Origin of the sequence: Streptomyces abyssomicinicus (genome assembly GCF_008974245.1) — a bacterium.
Taxonomy (GTDB): domain Bacteria; phylum Actinomycetota; class Actinomycetes; order Streptomycetales; family Streptomycetaceae; genus Streptomyces; species Streptomyces abyssomicinicus.
Map to the genome: position 1 here is coordinate 290,323 of NZ_BBZI01000011.1, position 19,987 is coordinate 310,309.

Annotated in this window: 15 protein-coding genes; 6 read left to right on the forward strand and 9 right to left on the reverse strand. The window is 73.0% G+C overall.

The genetic code is table 11. The annotated features are described in order from the left end of the window. Positions 1-77: 77 nt before the first annotated feature. The 4 genes from GBN72_RS26635 to GBN72_RS26650 form a co-directional block, all read right to left on the reverse strand. The gene (locus tag GBN72_RS26635; protein ID WP_151774443.1) at positions 78-1,814 is read right to left on the reverse strand and encodes a penicillin-binding transpeptidase domain-containing protein; all 1,737 of its coding nucleotides are present in this window, start codon (positions 1,812-1,814) and stop codon (positions 78-80) included. 219 nt (positions 1,815-2,033) lie between these two features. Beyond that, positions 2,034-3,653 carry a penicillin-binding transpeptidase domain-containing protein gene (locus GBN72_RS26640; protein ID WP_151774444.1) on the reverse strand — a complete coding sequence of 540 codons (1,620 nt, stop codon included), beginning with the start codon at positions 3,651-3,653 and terminating at the stop codon, positions 2,034-2,036. A 262-nt stretch (positions 3,654-3,915) separates the two neighbouring features. Then, positions 3,916-4,800 (reverse strand): TatD family hydrolase, encoded by an 885-nt coding sequence (locus GBN72_RS26645; protein ID WP_151774445.1) that lies wholly within the window; start codon positions 4,798-4,800, stop codon positions 3,916-3,918. 51 nt (positions 4,801-4,851) lie between these two features. Beyond that, on the reverse strand, positions 4,852-5,160 hold the full coding sequence (locus GBN72_RS26650; protein WP_151774446.1) for a hypothetical protein: 309 nt from the start codon (positions 5,158-5,160) through the stop codon (positions 4,852-4,854). Between the two features lie 172 nt (positions 5,161-5,332). Between GBN72_RS26650 and GBN72_RS26655 the strand changes: the two genes are divergently transcribed. After that, positions 5,333-5,941 carry a Uma2 family endonuclease gene (locus GBN72_RS26655; protein ID WP_151774447.1) on the forward strand — a complete coding sequence of 203 codons (609 nt, stop codon included), beginning with the start codon at positions 5,333-5,335 and terminating at the stop codon, positions 5,939-5,941. Here GBN72_RS26655 and GBN72_RS26660 read toward each other — a convergent pair. The 3 genes from GBN72_RS26660 to GBN72_RS26670 form a co-directional block, all read right to left on the reverse strand. After that, on the reverse strand, positions 5,938-6,840 hold the full coding sequence (locus GBN72_RS26660; protein ID WP_151774448.1) for a 4-(cytidine 5'-diphospho)-2-C-methyl-D-erythritol kinase: 903 nt from the start codon (positions 6,838-6,840) through the stop codon (positions 5,938-5,940). The genes GBN72_RS26655 and GBN72_RS26660 overlap by 4 nt on opposite strands. Next, positions 6,837-7,742, reverse strand: coding sequence for a 16S rRNA (adenine(1518)-N(6)/adenine(1519)-N(6))-dimethyltransferase RsmA (rsmA, locus tag GBN72_RS26665; RefSeq protein WP_151774449.1), 906 nt, complete (start codon positions 7,740-7,742; stop codon positions 6,837-6,839). The genes GBN72_RS26660 and rsmA overlap by 4 nt, the downstream gene beginning before the upstream one ends. Before the next feature lie 171 nt (positions 7,743-7,913). After that, entirely contained in the window at positions 7,914-9,620 is a 1,707-nt protein-coding gene (locus GBN72_RS26670) for a dolichyl-phosphate-mannose--protein mannosyltransferase (RefSeq protein ID WP_151774450.1), read from the reverse strand. Positions 9,621-9,713: 93 nt separating this feature from the next. On the opposite strand from GBN72_RS26670, the gene rsmI reads away from it, so the two are divergent. The 5 genes from rsmI (at position 9,714) to GBN72_RS26695 (ending at position 17,771) form a co-directional block, all read left to right on the forward strand. After that, positions 9,714-10,610 carry a 16S rRNA (cytidine(1402)-2'-O)-methyltransferase gene (gene rsmI, locus GBN72_RS26675; RefSeq protein ID WP_151774451.1) on the forward strand — a complete coding sequence of 299 codons (897 nt, stop codon included), beginning with the start codon at positions 9,714-9,716 and terminating at the stop codon, positions 10,608-10,610. Positions 10,611-11,071: 461 nt separating this feature from the next. Beyond that, positions 11,072-12,877, forward strand: coding sequence for an ABC-F family ATP-binding cassette domain-containing protein (locus GBN72_RS26680; RefSeq protein WP_151774452.1), 1,806 nt, complete (start codon positions 11,072-11,074; stop codon positions 12,875-12,877). Between the two features lie 209 nt (positions 12,878-13,086). After that, on the forward strand, positions 13,087-15,012 hold the full coding sequence (locus tag GBN72_RS26685) for an outer membrane protein assembly factor BamB family protein (RefSeq protein ID WP_151774453.1): 1,926 nt from the start codon (positions 13,087-13,089) through the stop codon (positions 15,010-15,012). Between the two features lie 132 nt (positions 15,013-15,144). Beyond that, the gene (locus tag GBN72_RS26690) at positions 15,145-16,899 is read left to right on the forward strand and encodes an outer membrane protein assembly factor BamB family protein (protein ID WP_151774454.1); all 1,755 of its coding nucleotides are present in this window, start codon (positions 15,145-15,147) and stop codon (positions 16,897-16,899) included. Between the two features lie 212 nt (positions 16,900-17,111). Further along, complete coding sequence (locus GBN72_RS26695; RefSeq protein ID WP_151774455.1) at positions 17,112-17,771, forward strand: response regulator transcription factor; 660 nt, start codon at positions 17,112-17,114, stop codon at positions 17,769-17,771. 76 nt (positions 17,772-17,847) lie between these two features. Here GBN72_RS26695 and GBN72_RS26700 read toward each other — a convergent pair whose 3' ends face one another. After that, the gene (locus tag GBN72_RS26700; protein WP_151774456.1) at positions 17,848-18,168 is read right to left on the reverse strand and encodes a hypothetical protein; all 321 of its coding nucleotides are present in this window, start codon (positions 18,166-18,168) and stop codon (positions 17,848-17,850) included. Positions 18,169-18,195: 27 nt separating this feature from the next. Next, entirely contained in the window at positions 18,196-19,872 is a 1,677-nt protein-coding gene (locus tag GBN72_RS26705; RefSeq protein WP_151774457.1) for a sodium:solute symporter family protein, read from the reverse strand. Between the last annotated feature and the right edge of the window lie 115 nt (positions 19,873-19,987).

Below are 19,987 nucleotides of genomic sequence, written 5' to 3' on the forward strand. Positions count from 1 at the left end.
GCAGCCCCTGGCCGCGAGCCGGCGAGGGCTCCGCAGCCCTGAGCCGGCGGGGCCAGGCAGCCCCGAGCCGGCGCGGTTCAGCCCGTCGCGCGCAGGAGGGCGGCGACGATCGGCCCCGCGTGCTCGCCGCCGTGGCCGCTCTCGCGGACCACCGCGGAGGCGGCGAAGTCCCCCCGGTAAGCGGTGAACCAGCCGTTGGGCTTGGACTGGCCCTCCACCTCCGCGGTGCCGGTCTTGGCGCCGTAGGACGGGCCGAGTCCGGCCATAGGCTCCGCCGCGGTGCCCGCCTGCGCGGTGTAGCGCATCAGCTCCCGCAGCTGCCCCAGCGCGGCGGAGGTCATGCCGCGCGATGCCTGGGCCAGCGCGCGCCCGTCCACGGTGGGCGGCACCAGGTACGGCTGGTGGAAGGACCCGGCGGCGACGGTCGCGGAGACCGAGGCCATGTTGAGCGGGTTCATCCGCACGCCGCCCTGGCCTATCAGCGAGGCCGCCATCGGGGCGTCCGACTGCACCGGGACGGCCCCGTCGAAGGTGGAGACGCCCACCGACCAGTTGTTCAGGCCCAGGCCGAAGACCTGCTGGGCCTCCTTGGTGAGATCGTCGTCGGATAGCTTCTCCGCCTGGCTGATGAAGGCGGTGTTGCAGGACCGGGCGAAGCTCGCCTTGAAGGAGGCGTCCTTCATCGCGAACTTGTCGTCGTTCTGGAACTTCCACCCGCCGTACGAGGAGTACTTGGGGCAGGGGTGCTCGCGGTCGTTGGCGGCCAGGCCCTTCTCCAGCAGCATCGCGGAGGAGATCACCTTCATGGTGGAGCCGGGGGCCAGGGAGCCCCGGAGGGCGGTGTCGACCTCGGGGTCGGAGTTGGCGGTGGCGAGTATCTCGCCGGTGGAGGCGCGCATCAGCACCACCGAGGAACGCGGCTTGGCGGCCACCTTCTCCTCGGCCAGCTTCTGCAGGCCGGGGTGGAGCGTGGTCCTCACCTCCCCGGGGGTGGCCTCGGCGAGCAGCAGCAGCTCCCGCCCCTCGGCCTCCTCCCCGTCCGCCTTGCCCGCCTCGTCCTTCTTCTCCTTCGGCGGCTTGTCGCCGTTCTTCCCGCTGCCCTCCGCGGCCTGGAGGCTGTCGGCGGGGACCGCGCGCAGGGCGACGGCCGGGGTGCCGCCGGACTTCTCGCCGTACTTCTCCGCGAGGCTCTCCAGGACCGGGCCGAGGGAGGGGTAGGCGGCGGTGGTCAGTTCCCCGCCGTCGCGGTCCAGCGCCGTGACCGGCGCGCTTCCCGCCTCGCCGGTGACCAGGCGTTCGTCGTCCTTCAGCTCCGGGTGGAGGACCGAGGGGCGCCACCGGACGACCGGCTCGCCGTCGGTCTCGCGGCGCACCACGGTGAGCCGGCCGTCGTAGGCCAGCGGCTCGCTCAGCTTCTCGTGGGTGACGGTGGCCCGCACCGCGAACTCCAGCGCGTCCCCCTTCGGCCGGCCGGCGGTGAAGGAGGCGGCGGTGATGCCCGCCTCGCCGGTCCAGCCGGTCAGGTGGACGCGGGCCGCCTCCGGGTCGGAGGTGGCCCGGGCGGCGGTGGCGACGTCGCCCTTCTGCCAGGCGGCGAGGAAGGTCTCGGCGGCGGCCGACACGTCGGCGGCGGTCAGCGGGGCGTTGCGCCGCTCCTCGGTGGACTGCGTGGAGCCGGCCGCGGAGGCGCCGTCGCCGAACACCACGTAGCCGCCGGTGCCCAGGCCGGCCACCGCGGCGGCGACCAGCAGGCCGGTCAGGGCGGGACGGCGTCCCAGGCCCCGGCGCTCGGGGACACGCCTTCTCTTGCCCACGGTCTGTTCCTCCGGAGATGGATCGCTGTCCTGGCCGGAGGAGCCGGCCGGAGCGCTGGGGTGCGTGCGGTACGCGCAGTGCGGTGCTCATGCTCTCAGCGCGGACGGACATCAGGGGAGGGGGACGGCGGATTGCCCACCCGTGATGTCCCGGGCCCATCGGGGGCGGGCACGTCGACGCAGGTCAGACGGGTTCGCAGGGCAGGGGAGTGACGGTCGTCACCCGCCCGCCCGCAGCACCGCGGCCACGATGGGGCCGGCCGCCTCACCGCCCCGCCCGCCCTGCTGGGCGACCGCCGCGGCGGCGACGTCACCGCGGTATCCGGTGAACCAGCTGTTGGGCAGTTCCTGCCCGTCGACCTCGGCGGAGCCGGTCTTGGCGCCGATGTCCGGGCCGAGACCGCGCATCGCGTCCCGTCCCGACCCCTGGGTGGCGGTCAGGTGCATCATCCGGCGCAGCTGCGCGGCGACGTCCGGGGCGAGGCCGCGGGCGGTGGCGAGCCGCCGGTCGTCGAGCTCGGGCGACACCAGGTAGGGCTGCTTGAACGCGCCGGTCTTCGCGGTGGCCGTGACCGAGGCGACGTCGAGCGGGCTCAGCTGCACCTGGCCCTGGCCGATCGCGTTGGCCGCGCGGTCCGGGCCGCCGGAGGGCGGGACGCTGCCGTCGAAGGAGACGATGCCCGTCTTCCAGTCGTCGCGGCCGAGCCCGAACCGCTCCTGCGAGACCCTGGTCAGGGTGTCGTCCTCCACCTCGTCGATCAGCTTGATGAAGGCGGTGTTGCAGGACCGGGCGAAGCTGTCGGCCAGGGTGGCGTTCTCGTTCGGCGCGAGCCCGGTGACGTTCCGGAAGGTCTGGCCCTGCCACATCGCGTCCGCGGTGCAGGGCGCCGGGCCGCCCGCATGGGTGACGCCCTCCTCGATCAGCATGGCCGCGGTGACGATCTTCATCGTGGAACCGGGCGCGAGCCGGCCCTGGAACGCCGCGTTGAAGCCGTCCGAGCGGTGGTTGGCCACCGCGAGCACCTCTCCGGTGCTGGGCTTCAGCGCGACCACCGAGGACTCCGGGTACTCCTTCACCGCCTGCTCGGCGGCCTTCTGGGCGGCGGCGGAGATCGTGGTGCGGACCGTGCCCGCCTTGCCCTCGGCGAGGGTCAGCAGGGGGGTGTCCGGTGCGTTCTGCCCGGCGTGCCGGATCACCAGCTCCACCGACGGGCTGCCGCCCGCCGAGCTGCCGTAACGTTCCCTCAGCTCGTCGGCGACCGGCCCCAGCGACGGGTACTTCTTCGCGGTCAGTACTTTCCCGTCACGGTCCAGCACCTCGATCGCGGGCAGGTCCGAGGGCCCGGTGACCAGCGTGTCGCCCTCCTCCAGCTCCGGGTGCACGACCGTCGGCGCCCAGTCGACGAGGGGCTTCCCGGTGGTGCGGCCGCGCACCACGGTCAGCTCGGTGTCGTAGGCGAGCGGCTCGCTCCTCCCGTCCAGGCTCACGGTCGCCCGCACCGAGTACGGGACGGTGGTGCCCTTCGCCTTCTTCGGGGTGATCCGCACGTCGCCCACCGAGGCCTGCTCGGACAGCCCGTTCAGCAGGGCGCCCGCCGCCGCCTCGTCGTTGGTGGCAGCGGCGGCGGCGTACCCGTCGGCCTTCTCCCACGCGTCGAAGAAGGCCGACGACGCCTCCCGGACGTCGTCGGCGTCCAGCGGATCGTCCGGGTCGGCCGCGGCGAGGGCGATCCCGTCGCCCCCGAGGGCCGACATCACGTTGTACGTCCCGTACCCCGCCACGCCCAGCAGCACGGCGCACGCCGTGGACACCACGGCGACCTTCGCTCCCTTGCGCACCAGCGCTCCCCTCCCCAGGTGTGTGACCGATGGCACGGAGGAGGACGACGGGACGCGGTGAAACGGTTTCGCGACGGCCCCGGGACGGCTCCGCGACGGCTGAAACGGCACTGTGACGGTTCGGCGAGGCTGAAACGGCACTGTGACGGCGTCGGGCCGGCCCCGGGCCCGGCGTTGGGACCGGCGGGCCTTGGGGCGGCCTTGGAACGGCCCCGGGCCCGGCCCTCGGACCGCCCTGGACGGCCCGCCCGCGGCGGTCTCCCTACGGAGCCCGGTAGCCGAAGGCCCGCGCGGTGTTGGCGGCGATCGCCTCGCACAGCGCCTCCTCCGGCATCCCGCGCACCTCGGCCATCGCCCGGACGGTGACCGGGATCAGGTACGGCGCGTTGGGCCGGCCCCGCCACGGCGACGGCGTGAGGAACGGCGCGTCGGTCTCCACCAGCAGCAGCTCCGCCGGGGCCACCGCCACCGCGTCCCGCAGGTTCTGGGCGTTCTTGAAGGTGACGTTGCCGGCGAACGACATGTAGTAGCCCTCGCGCGCGCAGATCTCCGCCATCTCCGCGTCGCCGGAGTAGCAGTGGAAGACGGTGCGCTCCGGGGCGCCCTCCTCCTTCAGCACCCGCAGCACGTCCGCGTGGGCGTCCCGGTCGTGGATGACCAGCGCCTTGCCGTGCCGCTTGGCGATCTCGACGTGGGCGCGGAACGACCGCTCCTGCGCCGCGCGGCCCTCGTCACCGGTGCGGAAGAAGTCCAGCCCGGTCTCGCCGACCGCCTTCACCTGCTCCAGCGCGGCCAGCGCGTCGATCCCGGCGAGCTGCTCGTCCAGCGCCGCCTCCCCGCCCGCCTCGCGCGCGCCCTGCCGCGACCAGCCGTCCGGGTCGCCCAGCACGACGCGAGGCGCCTCGTTCGGGTGCAGCGCGACGGCGGCGTGGACGTCCGCGTGCGCCGCGGCCGTCTCGGCGGCCCAGCGTGAACCCTTCAGGTCGCAGCCGACCTGGACCAGCGTGTTCACGCCCACCGCGGCCGCCGCCGCGAGGGCCTCCTCGACGGTGCCGGACTGCATGTCCAGGTGGGTGTGCGAGTCGGCGACCGCCACCCTCAGCGGCTCGGGCGGCGGAGGGGCTTCGGCGTGGTTCTTCGAAGGCATGCCACCGATCCTACGAACGCGGACGCGGACGCCGCTCCCGGGACCGCGGGCTCAGGACACCGGGCGGTTCCACCAGTGGCGGCCGTGGGGCGGCGCCTGGTGCGAGCCCTGCAGCAGCTCCTCGAAGACGTGCACCCGCCCCGGCTGCATGATCCGCACGACGTGACTGCCGCAGTTCACGCAGGTCGGCCGGGAGAGGGGTGAGGGAACGGTCTCGCCGTCGGCGCGGTAGGTCACCGTCTCGGAGCCGTCGGCGCGGATGTGGTGGTGGATCTCGTAGTCCTGCTCCCAGCCGTACCCGCAGCGCATGCAGGCGAAGGAGTACGCCTCCTGGGCGCGGTACGGATGCTGCGTGGTCATGCCCGCTCCTTCCGACGCGACGGCATGTCCTTCCTTCCAGGCTATGTCCACCGGTGAGGACGCGCTTCGCGGCGCCGGGAGAGCGACACCACGCGACGGGTCATCACTCGTTGTGATGACCCGATCTCCGTCCGCCGGATACGGTGGGACACCTGGTCGCAGGATGCCGTCCATGGGAGGAACCATGACCGCCGCCAAGCCCATGGAGCAGCAGACTCACTGGCCGGTGCCGCCGCAGGACGGCTACACCGTGGACGACCTGTTCACGCTGCCGGATCTCCCGCCGCACACCGAGCTGATCGACGGGAGTCTGGTCTTCGTGAGTCCGCAACGACGCTTCCACGGCAACGTGGTCGACCTGTTGGTCCAAGGGCTGCGCAGCAGCTTGCCCGCCGAGCTCCGGGTGAGCCGGGAGATGACGATCGTCCTCGACCGGCGTAACGGACCGGAGCCGGACGTGAGCGTGGTCCGCGCCGAGGCGATCACCGGGCCGGATCAGACGCATTACGAGGCAGCCGACGTCCTGCTGGCCGTCGAGGTCGTTACCCCGGACTCCGAGTCCAGGGACCGGACGACCAAGCCGTACAAGTACGCCGCCGCCGGCATCCCGCACTTCTGGCGGGTCGAGCGGAACGGCGAGACGGCGCACCCGGTGGTGCACACCTACGCGCTGGACCCGCTCACCCGGACCTACGTGCACACCGGAATGCACCGCGACCAGCTGAAGGTGCACGAGCCCTACGACATCACCGTCGACCTGACCGCGGTCGACAACCTCTAGAGGACCGTCGCCCCCGGCGCGGGCCCCGTGGCCAGGCGGACGTCGCGGCAGGTGCCCGACGCGGTGAGGGCGTCGGCGATCCGGGCGGCGGACGCGGCGTCACGGGCCAGGTAGGCCGTGGTGGGGCCGGAGCCGGAGACCAGGGCCGCCACCGCACCCGCGGCGCGGCCCGCCTCGAGGGTGCGGGCCAGCTCGGGGAAGAGGGAGAGCGCCGCCGGCTGGAGGTCGTTGGCGACCGCCTCGGCCAGCGCGTCCACGTCGCCCTTGGCCAGCGCCGCCAGCAGCGGCTCGCTCGCCACCGGCTCGGGGACCACGGCGTGCTCGGTGAGACGGTCGAACTCGCGGAACACGGCGGGCGTCGACAGGCCGCGGGTGGCCATCGCGAACACCCAGTGGAAGTCGCCGCCCACCTCCAGCGGCGTCAGCAGCTCACCGCGGCCGACACCCAGCGCCGCCCCGCCGACCAGGCTGAACGGCACGTCGCTGCCGAGCTCCGCGCAGATCTCCAGCAGCTCCTCGCGACAGGCGCCGGTGCCCCACAGCGCGTCGCAGGCGAGCAGCGCGCCCGCGCCGTCCGCGCTGCCGCCGGCCATACCCCCGGCCACCGGGATGTCCTTGTCGATGTGGAGGTGCACGGCGGCGTCCCGGCCGGTGCGCCCGTACCGCTCCGCCAGGGCGAGGGCCGCGCGGGCCGCCAGGTTGGTGGCGTCCAGCGGCACCTGGTCCGCGTCGGGGCCCGAGCAGGTGACCCGTAGCTCCTCGGCCGGGGTGACCGTCACCCGGTCGTACAGCCCGACGGCGAGGAAGACGTTGGCCAGCGGGTGGAACCCGTCCGGACGCGCGGCGCCCACCGCGAGCTGCACGTTGACCTTCGCGGGGACGCGGACGGTGACGCTCACGCCGGGGAGTCCTTCCGCTCGGCGGTGCCGTGCTGCCCGGCGCCGCGGTTCTCGGCGATGCGGGCGAACTCGTGCACGGTGAGGGCCTCGCCGCGGGCCTGCGGCGACACCCCGGCGGCGACCAGCGCGGCCTCCGCGGCGGCGGCCGACCCGGCCCACCCGGCCAGCGCCGCCCGCAGCGTCTTGCGGCGCTGCGCGAACGCGGCGTCGACCACCGCGAACACCTCCTGCCGGGAGGCGGAGGTCGCGATCGGCTCGGTGCGGCGGACCAGCGAGACCAGGCCGCTGTCCACGTTGGGGGCGGGCCAGAACACGTTCCGCCCGATCGCCCCGGCGCGCTTGACCTCGGCGTACCAGTTGGCCTTCACCGACGGCACGCCGTACACCTTGTTGCCCGGCCCCGCGGCCAGCCGGTCGGCGACCTCGGCCTGCACCATCACCAGCGTGCGCTCGATGCTGGGGAACCTCTCCAGCATGTGCAGCAGCACCGGCACCGCCACGTTGTACGGCAGGTTCGCCACCAGCGCCGTCGGGGCCGGACCGGGCAGCTCCGTCACCTGCATCGCGTCGGAGTGGACCAGCGCGAACCGCTCGGCGCGCTCCGGCATCCGGGCGGAGATCGTCGCGGGCAGCGCGGCCGCCAGCACGTCGTCGATCTCCACGGCGGTGACCCGGTCGGCGACCTCCAGCAGGGCCAGCGTCAGCGAACCCAGACCCGGGCCCACCTCGACCACGGTGTCCTCGGGGCGGACCTCGGCGGTGCGGACGATACGGCGCACCGTGTTGGCGTCGATCACGAAGTTCTGGCCGCGCTGCTTGGTGGGGCGGACCCCGAGGGCGGCGGCGAGTTCGCGTACGTCTGCGGGACCGAGAAGGGCGTCGGCGGGGGTGGGGCTGCTCACGGCACCAGCGTACGTTGCCGCGACCGCCCCTCCGCCCGCCGTCGTCGGACCCCGGCCGTCACGGGCACCGCGGTGACGCGCCGGGGGTCACACCCCGGCCGTCACACCCCGGCCGTCACACCCCGGCCGTCACACCCCGGCCGTCACACCCCGGCCGTCACACCCCGGCCGTCACACCCACGTGTCCAGCCACATCCGGGTCTGCCACTCCTCCAGCGGGATCGGCTCCCCGGCGAGGATCGGCCAGAAGTGCGCGAAGTTCCACACCACCATCAGCACCAGCAGGCCCACCCCGGAGATCCCCGCCACCCGCCGCGTCTCGCCCGCGTCCGGCCGCCCCAACAGCGCCCCCGCCGTCATCGCCAGCGCCAGGCAGAGGAACGGCACGAAGGCCACCGCGTAGAACAGGAAGATCGTCCGCTCCTGGTACATGAACCACGGCAGGTACCCGGCCGCGATCCCGCACAGGATCCCCCCGGCCCGCCAGTCGCGGCGCAGCGCCCACCGCCACAGCACGTACAGCAGCGCGAAGCAGCCCGCCCACCACAGCATCGGGGTGCCGATGGCCAGCACCTCGCGGGCGCACTTGTCCACCACGTCCGAGGGACAGCCGTCCTGGCCCGGGCCGGGCGACTCGTAGAAGTAGGAGACCGGGCGGCCCATCACCAGCCACGACCACGGGTTCGACTCGTAGGTGTGCGGCGAGGTCAGGCCGACGTGGAAGCCCCACACCTGGCTCTCGTAGTGCCAGAGGCTGCGCAGCCACTCCGGCAGGAACGTCCAGCCCGCGTTCTGCCCCTCGGTGGCCGCCCAGTTGCGGTAGTAGCCGCCCGTGCCGTCGTCGGAGGAGAGGATCCAGCCGGTCCACGACGCCACATAGGTCACGACGGCGACCGGCACCGTCGCCACGAACGCCGGCACCACGTCCCGCCGCAGCACCGCCGTGTACGGGTTCCGCGCCCCCGCGGTACGCCGGGCGCCCACGTCCCACAGGACCGTCAGCAGACCGAACGCCGCCAGCACCACGAACCCGCTCCACTTGGTGCCGATGGCCAGGCCCAGCATCAGGCCGGCCGCCCACCGCCAGGGCCGCGCGCCCAGCCGCAGCGTCCGCGCGATCTCCGCGTCCGGCCGCACCCAGCCCCGGTCGTCCGCCGGCAGCGCGGCGGCCAGCCGGGCCCGCGCCCGGTCCCGGTCCACCACCAGGCAGCCGAACGCGGCCAGCACGAAGAACATCAGCACGCCGTCCAGCAGCGCGGTCCGGCTCATCACGAAGTGCAGTCCGTCGACCGCCAGCAGCAGACCGGCCAGGCACCCGAGGAACGTCGAGCGGAACATCCGGCGGCCGATCCGGCAGAGCATCAGCACCGACAGCGTGCCGAGCACCGCGACCATGAACCGCCAGCCGAACGGGTCGAAGCCGAACATCAGCTCGCCCAGCCCGATCACGTACTTGCCGACCGGCGGATGCACCACGTAGGCCGGGTCGACCGGCAGCGGGACGTCGCCGCCCTGCTCGATGATCAGCTTGTCGACGTCCTTGGGCCAGCTCAGCTCGAACCCGCGGTGGACGAGCGCCCACGCGTCCTTCGCGTAGTACGTCTCGTCGAACATCACCGCCCGGGGGCTCCCCAGGTCCCGGAACCGCAGCAGGCCGGCGAAGAGGGTGACCAGCAGCGGGCCCACCCAGCCGGTCCAGCGCGCGACGGTGTCGCCGGTCCCCGGCGGGATCCGCAGCGTCTCCCACAGGCGCGGGCCGGGCGACATGAACGGGGGCACCAGCCGGCTGCGGACGTCGCCGACGGGCGGGCCCGCGGCCTCGCCCTTGAGCGGCGGCCGGTCCTGCCGGAGGTCCGTGTCGGTCGGGGTACTGGTCACCGCGCCATCGTAGGGAACAGGGCGGTGCGTGGGGCAGGGTTGGCGGGCTGGGACGATGGAATGGTGACCGATACGCCTTCCGACACGCCCTCCGTGTCCGTTTCCCCCGGCTCCTCCCCCTCTTCCTCTCCCTCCTCCCCGGCGGGCGGGGTGCTCGTGCTCGCCGGCACGCCCATCGGGGACGTGGCGGACGCCCCGCCGCGCCTGGCCCAGGAACTCGCCACGGCGGATGTGGTCGCCGCCGAGGACACCCGCAGGCTGCGCCGCCTCACCCAGGCGCTCGGGGTGCGCACCGAGGGGCGGGTCGTCTCCTACTTCGAGGGCAACGAGACCGCCCGCACGCCCGAGCTGGTCGAGGCGCTGCGGGGCGGCGCGCGGGTGCTGCTGGTGACGGACGCGGGCATGCCGTCGGTCTCCGACCCCGGGTACCGGCTGGTCGCCGCCGCCGTGGAGCACGACATCAAGGTCACCGCCGTGCCGGGGCCGTCGGCGGTGCTGACCGCGCTGGCGCTCTCCGGGCTGCCGGTGGACCGGTTCTGCTTCGAGGGGTTCCTGCCGCGCAAGGCCGGCGAGCGGCTGGGACGGCTGCGGGAGGTCGCCGGGGAGCGGCGCACCCTCGTCTACTTCGAGGCACCGCACCGGCTGGACGACACGCTCGACGCGATGGCCGAGGTGTTCGGCGGCGACCGGCGGGCGGCGGTCTGCCGGGAGCTGACCAAGACCTACGAGGAGGTCCGGCGGGGACCGCTGGCGGAGCTGGCGGCGTGGGCGAAGGAGGGGGTGCGGGGCGAGATCACGGTGGTGGTCGAGGGCGCGCCCGAACCCGCGCCGGGCGACGTGGACGCCGACGAACTCGTCCGGCGCGTGCGGGTGCGGGAGGAGGCGGGGGAGCGGCGCAAGGAGGCCATCGCCGCGGTCGCCGCGGAGGCGGGACTCCCCAAGCGGGACGTCTTCGACGCGGTGGTCGCCGCGAAACACGCCCCCCGGTGATTCCGTGAGGCCCCTTTACGGGCCCTCGCCGCACGTGAGCCCCACCTTCGCCGGCCGCGGGCCGACGCGACGCGGGGGAACCGTCCCGTGCGCACGGCACCGCTGCACCGGGGCCAGGTGGGGCGAGCCGCTCGCCGCGGAGGGAGCCGGCCAGCGCCCGCCCTCCCCCAAGCTCTCGGCTTCGCTCGAGCAGGGGGGACCCCCATCGCCCCCTGGGCGGCCCAGCCGCCCGCAGAGGTGCAGGCAGGCCCGTTCACCCTGCGGGCAGTCGTGCCGCTGGGCGGCACGGGTGGGCGCAGGCGGTGCGTACGCACGGGACGGTTCGCCCGCGCGGCGTCAGCCCACCCGCGCCCGCGCACCCGCGCGTACGCACAGGCCCGGCGAAACCCCGCAGCGGCGGAGCGGGGCCCCCGCGCGGGCTAACCTGGACCGCTGAGCTCGTCCCCCTCGGTTGGAGAGAAATGGCCGTCAACCTGGTCAATGTCGAGAACGTCCACAAGGTGTACGGCACCCGTACCCTCCTGGACGGCATCTCCCTCGGCGTCTCCGAGGGCGACCGCATCGGCGTCGTCGGCCGCAACGGCGACGGCAAGACCACCCTGATCCGGATGCTCGCGCAGCTGGAGGAGCCGGACACCGGCCGCGTCACCCACGTGGGCGGCCTCCGTCTGGGCGTGCTGACGCAGCACGACTCCCTCGACCCGGAGGCCACCGTCCGGCACGAGGTGATCGGCGACCTCGCCGACCACGAGTGGGCCGGCGACGCCAAGATCCGCGACGTCCTCACCGGCCTCTTCGGCGGCCTGGACCTCCCCGGCTTCCCCAAGGGCCTGGACACCGTCATCGGCCCCCTCTCCGGAGGCGAGCGCCGCCGCATCGCGCTGGCCAAGCTGCTCATCGCCGAGCAGGACCTGATCGTCCTGGACGAGCCCACCAACCACCTCGACGTCGAGGGCATCGCCTGGCTCGCCGCCCACCTCGCCGCCCGCCGCTCCGCCCTCGTCTGCGTCACCCACGACCGCTGGTTCCTCGACCAGGTCTGCACCCGCATGTGGGACGTGCAGCGCGGCGACGTCCACGAGTACGAGGGCGGCTACTCCGACTACGTCTTCGCCCGCGCCGAACGCGAGCGGATCGCGCAGACCGAGGAGGTCAAGCGGCAGAACCTGGTCCGCAAGGAACTGGCCTGGCTGCGCCGCGGCGCCCCCGCCCGCACCTCCAAGCCCCGCTTCCGCGTCGAGGCCGCCAACGAGCTGATCGCCGACGTCCCGCCGCCGCGCGACAGCAGCGAGCTGATGAAGTTCGCCTCCTCCCGCCTCGGGAAGACGGTCTTCGACCTGGAGGACGTGACCGTCCAGGCAGGCCCCAAGACGCTGCTGGAGCACGTCACCTGGCAGCTCGGCCCCGGTGACCGCATCGGCCTGGTCGGCGTCAACGGCGCCGGCAAGACCTCGCTGCTGCGCGCCATGGCCGCCGCCGCCCGCAGCGAGGGCGAGGAGCAGCCCGCCGCCGGGCGGATCAAGGTGGGCCGGACGGTCAAGCTGGCCTACCTCTCGCAGGAGGTCGCCGAACTGGACCCGAACTGGCGGGTCCTGGAGGCGGTCCAGAAGGTGCGCGAGCGCGTGGACCTGGGCAAGGGGCGGGAGATGACCGCCGGCCAGCTCTGCGAGACGTTCGGCTTCACCAAGGAGAAGCAGTGGACGCCGGTCGGAGACCTCTCCGGCGGTGAGCGCCGCCGCCTCCAGCTGCTGCGGCTGCTGATGGACGAGCCCAACGTCCTCTTCCTCGACGAGCCCACCAACGACCTCGACATCGAGACCCTCACCCAGCTGGAGGACGTCCTCGACGGGTGGCCCGGCTCGATGATCGTGATCTCCCACGACCGGTTCTTCGTCGAGCGCACCACCGACCGGGTGTTCGCCCTGCTCGGCGACTCCACCCTGCGGATGCTGCCGCGGGGGATCGACGAGTACCTGGAGCGCCGCCGGAGGATGGAGGAGGCGGCCGCCGCCTCCGCCCCGGCGCCGGCGGCGAAGCCCGCCGCCGAGAAGAGCGCCGCCGACCAGCGCGCCGCCAAGAAGGAGCTCCAGAGGATCGAGCGGAGGCTCGACAAGATCTCCGAGCAGGAGGGCAAGCTGCACGCCCAGATCGCCGACAACGCCACGGACTTCGCGAAGGTGGCGGAACTCGACGCCAAGCTGCGCGAACTCGCGGGCGAGCGGGACGAGCTGGAGATGCAGTGGCTCGAGCTCGCCGAGGACGCCTGACCGTCCCCGGCGCCCTGACGGGACGTCACCGATAACAGCGACGTCACGGGCCGGTTCTCCCTTGGGAACAGGGGAGGAACCGGCCCGTCGCGTTCCGGCGCGGGTGATAGAAAAGGCCCCGGTATGACAACCGGTCCTTGAGTGCCGCTGAGGGGCCCAGGAAGCGGACAGGCGCGGGCGCGCCGGTCAGTGAAGAGGGGGAGACGCTGATGACTCAGCCGCCCGACCAGCCGTCCCGGCCGTCCGAGGACCCGCTGGGCAAGCCCGCGGACCCGCAGAACCCTCAGGTTGCCCCGCCGCCCGGCCACAGCGCGCCGCAGCAGCAGCCGCCGGCCCCGCCCGCGCAGCCGCCGGCCCCTCCCGCCCCGCCCGCGGGAGGCTTCGGCGCGCCCCAGCAGCCGCCCGGGGCGGGCTTCGGCGCGCCGCCGGCCGGCTACGGCCCCCCGCAGCCGGGTCAGCCGGGTCAGCCGGGGGCGTTCGGGCAGCCCGGCCAGCCGGGTCAGCCGGGTCCGCCGGGGCCGTACGGGCAGCCCGGTCCCTATGCCGCCGGTCCCTACGGGCAGCCGGGACAGCCGCAGGCCGGCCCCTACGCGCCGCAGCCCGGCTGGGGCCACCCCGGGCCGGAGGCCCCGGGTGGGTATCCGCAGGGCGCCCCCGGCCCTTACGCCGGCGTCCCGCAGCCGCCGGCCGCGACCGGTTCGCGCAACCCGTTCCGGACCCGGCCCGCCCTCGCGTTCGGAGCCGTCGCGGTGGCGGCCGCGCTGCTGATCGGCGGCGGTGCCTGGGCCCTGACCGGCTCCGACGACTCCCCCGAGGAGAAGGCCGGCCCGCAGCCCACCCAGGAGGCGTCCCCCGAGCCGTCCGTCAGCGTCGACCAGGGCGACGGCAACGGCGGAGGCGGCAAGGAGATCGACATCAACGGTGAGCGGGCCCCCGGTGAGGACCGCGTCGCCTGGTACAAGGGCGCACCCGACAGCCCCAAGGGCGGGGCCTCGGCGCCCGGCATGTGGGTGGTGGGCGACGTCGCCGTGAAGGCCGCGTACAAGCAGGTCTTCGGCTGGAAGGCCGCGAACGGCGACGAGGCGTGGAAGCCGGTCACCTTCCCCGCGGAGATCTGCGCGGTGACGCGGCGGACCACCGACGACGGCCGAATAGCCGTCGCCTACAAGAGCGGCACCAGCTCACGCGCCAAGTGCAACCGCGTCCAGGAACTCGACCTGCGCACCGGCGAGCGCGGCTGGGAGATCGAGATCGGCGAGGGCGGTCTCTTCGACGGCACCTCCGAGCTCTCCCTCAGCCTGGCCGGGGACAGCCTCGTCGTCGGCCGCTCCCAGTCCGCCGTCGGCTACGACATGAAGACCGGCAAGAAGCGGTACGACATCGTCAAGTACGGCGCCTCCTGCTTCCCGTCCGGATTCGCCGGCGACGCCCAGCGGCTGATCGTCGCCGCCTCCTGCGCCGCCGCCACCGACAAGGCGCACGACGAACTCCGCGAACTCGACCCCGCGACCGGCAAGGTGCGCTGGACGGTCCCGCTGAACAAGGGCTGGGAGGTCGAGAAGGTCTACAGCGTGACGCCGCTGGTGGTCCAGGGGGTCAACCGCGACAAGGAGCAGGGCGACATCTCCGTGTTCGACGCCGGCGGCAAGACCCGCTCCCAGGTCGGACTCGACGGCAAGACCGAGCTCGACTTCCGCTGCTCCGGCATGTCCATCCTCAACAAGGCGCTGGAGTCCTGCGACTTCGTCGTCGACGACAAGAACATGTACCTGGCCACCAAGGCCGTCACCGGTCCCAACGAGATCGTCGCGGTCGGCCTGGACACCGGCAAGGAGCAGTGGCGGGTGAAGTCCCCCGCCGACTCCTCGATGCATCCGCTGGCGGTGGAGAACGGCAGGCTCGTCGCCTACGTCGGGGCCACCTACGACCAGGGCGGCCAGGTGGTGGCCGTGCCGACGGCCGGCAGCCACGAGCCGCAGAAGCTGCTGCGGCACCCGGCGGCCGGGGCGCCGCTGGAGAACGGTTTCCTCGGGGGTGACGTCGCCTGGTCCGGCGGCCGCCTCTTCCTCTCCGTCGACCGGCTGACCGGCAGCGACGACCTCGAGGAGAAACTGATGATGGCCTTCGCCAAGTAGCCCGGCCCCGGGCCGGCCCCATGCCGGCCCGTGCAGCCCCGGCTGCCCGGGCAGCCCCGACCGACATCTCCCGCCGGCCGACACGTCCCGTCCCGGCCGATCCCCCCACCCGACCCGTTTCCGAGGTGCCCGATGACCCAGCCGCCCGAGCCCGGCCGGCCCCCGCAGGGGGACGGCGGCGCCCACGACCCCACCCAGGTCTCCTTCGGCAAGTCCCCGTCCCAGCCCCCGCCCCCGCCGCCCTACGGGGCGTCGCCCGGCACGCCCGCGCACGCCCAGCCGGCGGCGGGCTACGGATACCCGCAGACCCCGCAGACCCCTCCGACGCCCAACCCCTACCTGCAGCAGCAGCCCCCGCAGACGCAGCCCGCGGCACCGCAGTACGGCTACCCCGCGCAGCACGTGGCCCCGACCGTGCCGCAGCCCGCCGCCCAGCCCACGGCACAGCGCAGTGAGGCCGAGCGCAAGGCGCTGCGCGCCCAGGCGGCGATCGTGGTGTCCGCCGTGGTGGCCATCGCGCTGATCATCGGCGGCGGCGTCTGGTACTCGCAGGGCAAGGACGACACGGCCCCGACGGCCGGCGGCTCCACCGACGGCGGCGGCGACGCCAAGGGCACCGGAGGCGGCACGGAGAAGGCGCCGTCCGACCCCTCGGCGGCGTTGCTCTACCAGCTCGACGCGCCGAAGGTCGACAAGGGCCTTCAGGTCACCATCGAGGGCTCCTGGATCACCAAGGACGCCTTCGTCAAGAGCGGCGTCGCCGAGATCAACGCGTACGGCAAGGACGACGGCGCGAAGAAGTGGACGATCCCGCTGCCGGGTCCGGTCTGCTCCACCTCCCACCACACGACGGACGACGGAAAGACCGTCATCGTCCACGAGGCGGAGATGCCGACCGTCAAGACGCCCATGCACGGCTGCAGCGAGGTCACCGCGCTCGACCTCGCCACCGGCAAGAAGCTGTGGACGAAGAACGCCAAGAACGGCGACCGGGCCATCGGGTTCGACAACGTCACCCTCAGCGGCACCACCGTCGCCGCCGGATCCAGCTCCGGCGGGGCCGCCTGGGACCTGTCCAGCGGCGAGTCGCTGTGGCAGCCCAAGGTGGGTGACGAGTGCCAGGACTCCGGCTACGGCGGAGGCGAAGCCCTCGTCGCGGTCCGCCGCTGCGGCGCGTACGACGCCCGGCAGCTGCACATCCAGACCGTCGACCCCAGGAAGGGCACCGTGCTCTCCGAGTACAAGATGCCCGAGGGCGTCGAGTACGCGTCGGTGGTCTCCACCTCCCCGCTGGTGGTCGCGGCCGACGTCGGCGACACCGCCGGGGACGGCAGCGGCATCTCCGACTTCTTCTCCATCGACGCCGCCACCGGCAAGCTCCGCGCCAAGATCTCCGCCCCCGGCGACACCTACGCCGCCGACTGCGACGGCATCACCCGCGTCGAGAAGTGCTCGGGCCTGGCCGTCAGCGGCGACCGGCTCTTCCTGCCCACCGAGGAGCACGACACCGGCGGCGACGGCGGACGCAGCAACGAGGTCGTCGCCATCGACCTCGCCACCGGCAAGGCGACCGGTCAGAAGGCCGAGGCGGGCGAGAACGCGTCGCTGCACCCGCTGCGCGCCGACGGCGGCAACCTGATCGCCTACAAGCGGCCCCCGTACGACAAGGGCGGCCAGATCGTCAGCATCGACGGCGAAAGCTTCAAGGAGACGGTGCTCCTGCAGCTGCCGGCCGACCCGAAGACGCTGGAGGTCGAGTTCGAGTTCTCGCCGGAGTACGAGGAGTACCTGTACGCCGACGGCCGGCTCTTCATGAGCGAGGTGTACGCCAAGGACTCCGCCAGCTCGCAGACCATGCTGGCGGTCGCCTACGGCGCCAAGGGCTGACCGCCCGCACCGCCGAGGGCAGGGCCACGGGGCCCGTCCGGCAGCCGGCCGTTCGGTCCGGCCGCGCCGGGCGGGCCCCCGCCCGATTCGCCGATACGAGGCACATGTCGGCCGATGGGGGAGCGCGGCGTCGAACAAGCGTGTAGCTTCCCGGTCCATACAGGTCGCGAGTGCCGGGGGGCCTCGGACCGGGGGCAAGGGTGGGGGGTTCGATGGGAGTGCGGCTCATGGTGGTCGACGACCACCGACTGCACGCGGAGGCACTGGCCTCCGCCCTGAAACTGCGCGGGCACCGGGTGCTGGCCGCGGCCGCTCCCGCGGCCGGCGCCGCCGAGCTGGTGATCGGCCGGGCGCCGGAGGTGTGCCTGATGGGCACCGCCGAACCCGCCCGGCCGGGGGCGTTCGACCCGGTGGAGCGGATCAAACGGGAGCGGCCGCAGGTTGCGGTGGTGGTGCTGGGCCCGGTGCCCAGCCCCCGGGGCATCGCGGCGGCGTTCGCGGCCGGGGCGTCGGGCTACGTCCGCCACGACGAGCGGATCGAAGGTGTCGAGCGGGCCATCGTCAAGGCCCGGGCCGGTGAGGCGGCGGTCGCGCCGGGGCTGCTCCAGGGCGCCTTCCACGACCTGCTCCATCCGGTGGCGGAGCCCGACGACGAGGGGCGGCGGCTGCTGTCCGCGCTGACCCCGCGCGAGGCCGAGGTGCTGGTGCGGGTCGCGGAGGGCGAGGACACCCGGCTGATCGCCCAGGGCATGGGGATAGCGCCCAGCACGGCGCGCACCCACGTCCAGCGGGTGCTGATGAAGCTCGGCGTCGGATCCCGCCTGGAGGCGGCGGCGCTCGCCGCCCGCACCGGCCTGCTGGACCGGCCCTGACCGCGCCGTCCTCGTCGGCACGCGGGAGGGCCGGGCACCCCGCGGGGTGCCCGGCCCTCGTCGTCCGCGGCGGACCTCAGTGGTCGCCGCCCAGCTCCCGTTCCTCCATGCCCACCGGGGGCGGCGGCGGGGCGGCCGGGCGGAGCTTGAGCCAGACCAGGAAGAACAGGCCCAGCGCCAGCATGGCCAGCCCGGTCCACAGGTTGATGTTGACCCCCTCGGCCTTGTCGAGCGAGCCGTCGGACGGCGCGATCCCGCAGATCGTGACGATCACGCCGTACACGACGAACAGCAAGCCGATGATGCGGCGGATGTCGAAGAGGCGCGCGGCGCTGGCGGACTTGGTCTCCAGCTCGGTGACCGACCGCTGGACGTCCTTCTCGGAAAACTCGGACATGGTCTCTCCATTCTCCCGCGTGCGCTCTTAGAACGAGAACGGGATGTAGCAGGCGGCGGCCAGGATGATCGCTCCCCAGCCCAGGAGGGCGGGCCTGCGGTACCAGGCGTCGTCGCCCTCGGCGGCCGGCTCGGACATGCCGGGCGACTTGGTGCCGTAGACCAGGCCCTGCAGTTCCTCGATCGGCTTGGGCCGGGTGAAGAGCGAGACCGCGACCATCACCACCGCGCCGGCCACGAAGCCGACGATCGCCGAGACGAAGTTGGCGCCCTGGTCGGAGGGGATGTCGATGACGCCCTGCTTGTAGATGACGAAGTAGTTCACCATCGCCGAGACCGTGCCGGCGAGCAGACCCCAGAAGCCGGAGACCATGGACGCGCGCTTCCAGAACATGCCGATGATGAAGACCACGAACATCGGGACGTTGAAGAAGGAGAACAGCGTCTGCAGGTAGGACATGATGTTGGAGAAGGTCGACGCGAGGAACGCCGTGCCCATCGAGGCCAGCACGCCGAGCACGGTGATCAGCCGGCCGAACCGCAGGTAGTAGGCGTCCTCCTGGCCCCGCTTCACGTACTTCGCCCAGATGTCGGTGGTGAAGACCGTGTTGAAGGAGGAGACGTTGGCCGCCATGCCGGCCATGAACGCCGCGACCAGACCGGTGATCGCGATGCCGAGCACACCGTTGGGCAGCAGCTGGCCCATCAGGTAGGGGATCGCGTCGTTGTACTCCAGGCCGGAGGAGGCCTGGCCGATCTTGGGGACCAGCACGGCGGCGACCAGGCCGGGGATCATCACCAGGAAGACGATGAAGATCTTCGGGAACGCGGCGATCAGCGGGGTGCGCTGGGCGGCCGAGAGGTTCTTGGCGGACAGCGCGCGCTGGACCTCGGCGAAGTTGGTCGTCCAGTAGCCGAAGGAGAGCACGAAGCCGAGGCCCAGGACGATGGTCAGCCAGTTGGCGCCGAGCGGGTTGTCGCTGCCGATCCCGGTGCCGCCCCACGCGGTGACGAAGTCGCCGCCCTTCTGCGCGGTGAGCGAGTCGGTCAGGCCGTCCCAGCCGCCGACCCGCTTCAGGCCGAGGACCGTGATCGGGATCAGCGCCGCCAGGATGACGAAGAACTGCAGCACCTCGTTGTAGATCGCCGAGGAGAGACCGCCGATGGTGATGTAGGCGAGGACGAAGAAGCCCGCCACCACGATGGCCACCCACTCCGGCCAGCCGAGCAGCGCCTCGACCACGATCGCCAGCGAGTACAGGTTGACGCCGGCGATCAGGATGGCGGCGAAGGCGAAGAGCACCGAGGACAGCAGGTGCGCCGACTTGTCGAAGCGCAGCAGCAGGAACTCGGGCACCGACCGGACCTTGGAGCCGTAGTAGAACGGCATCATCACCAGGCCCAGGAAGACCATGGCCGGGATGGCGCCGATCCAGTACCAGTGCACCGTGTAGACGCCGTACTGGGCGCTGTTGGCGGCCATTCCGAGGACCTCGGTGGCGCCGAGGTTGGCGGAGATGAAGGCGAGACCCGTCACCCACGCGGGCAGCGACCGTCCCGAGAGGAAGAAGTCGAGGCTGGTCTTGACCGACTTGCGCGCCAGGAAGCCGACGCCCAGCACGAAGAGGAAGTAGATGGCCAGCAGCCCGTAGTCGAGCCAGTTGGCGGGGAGTCGCAGCTCAGCTGCCAGATGTGTGGGGGGCATAGGAACTCGCTTCGTCGCGCGTTACAGGGATCACGGCGGAATGTCTTACCTGAGCTGTCGAAGATTGAACACTCTTGGTGATTCTCGTCTTCGGATTGTGACATCCGTGGTCGGG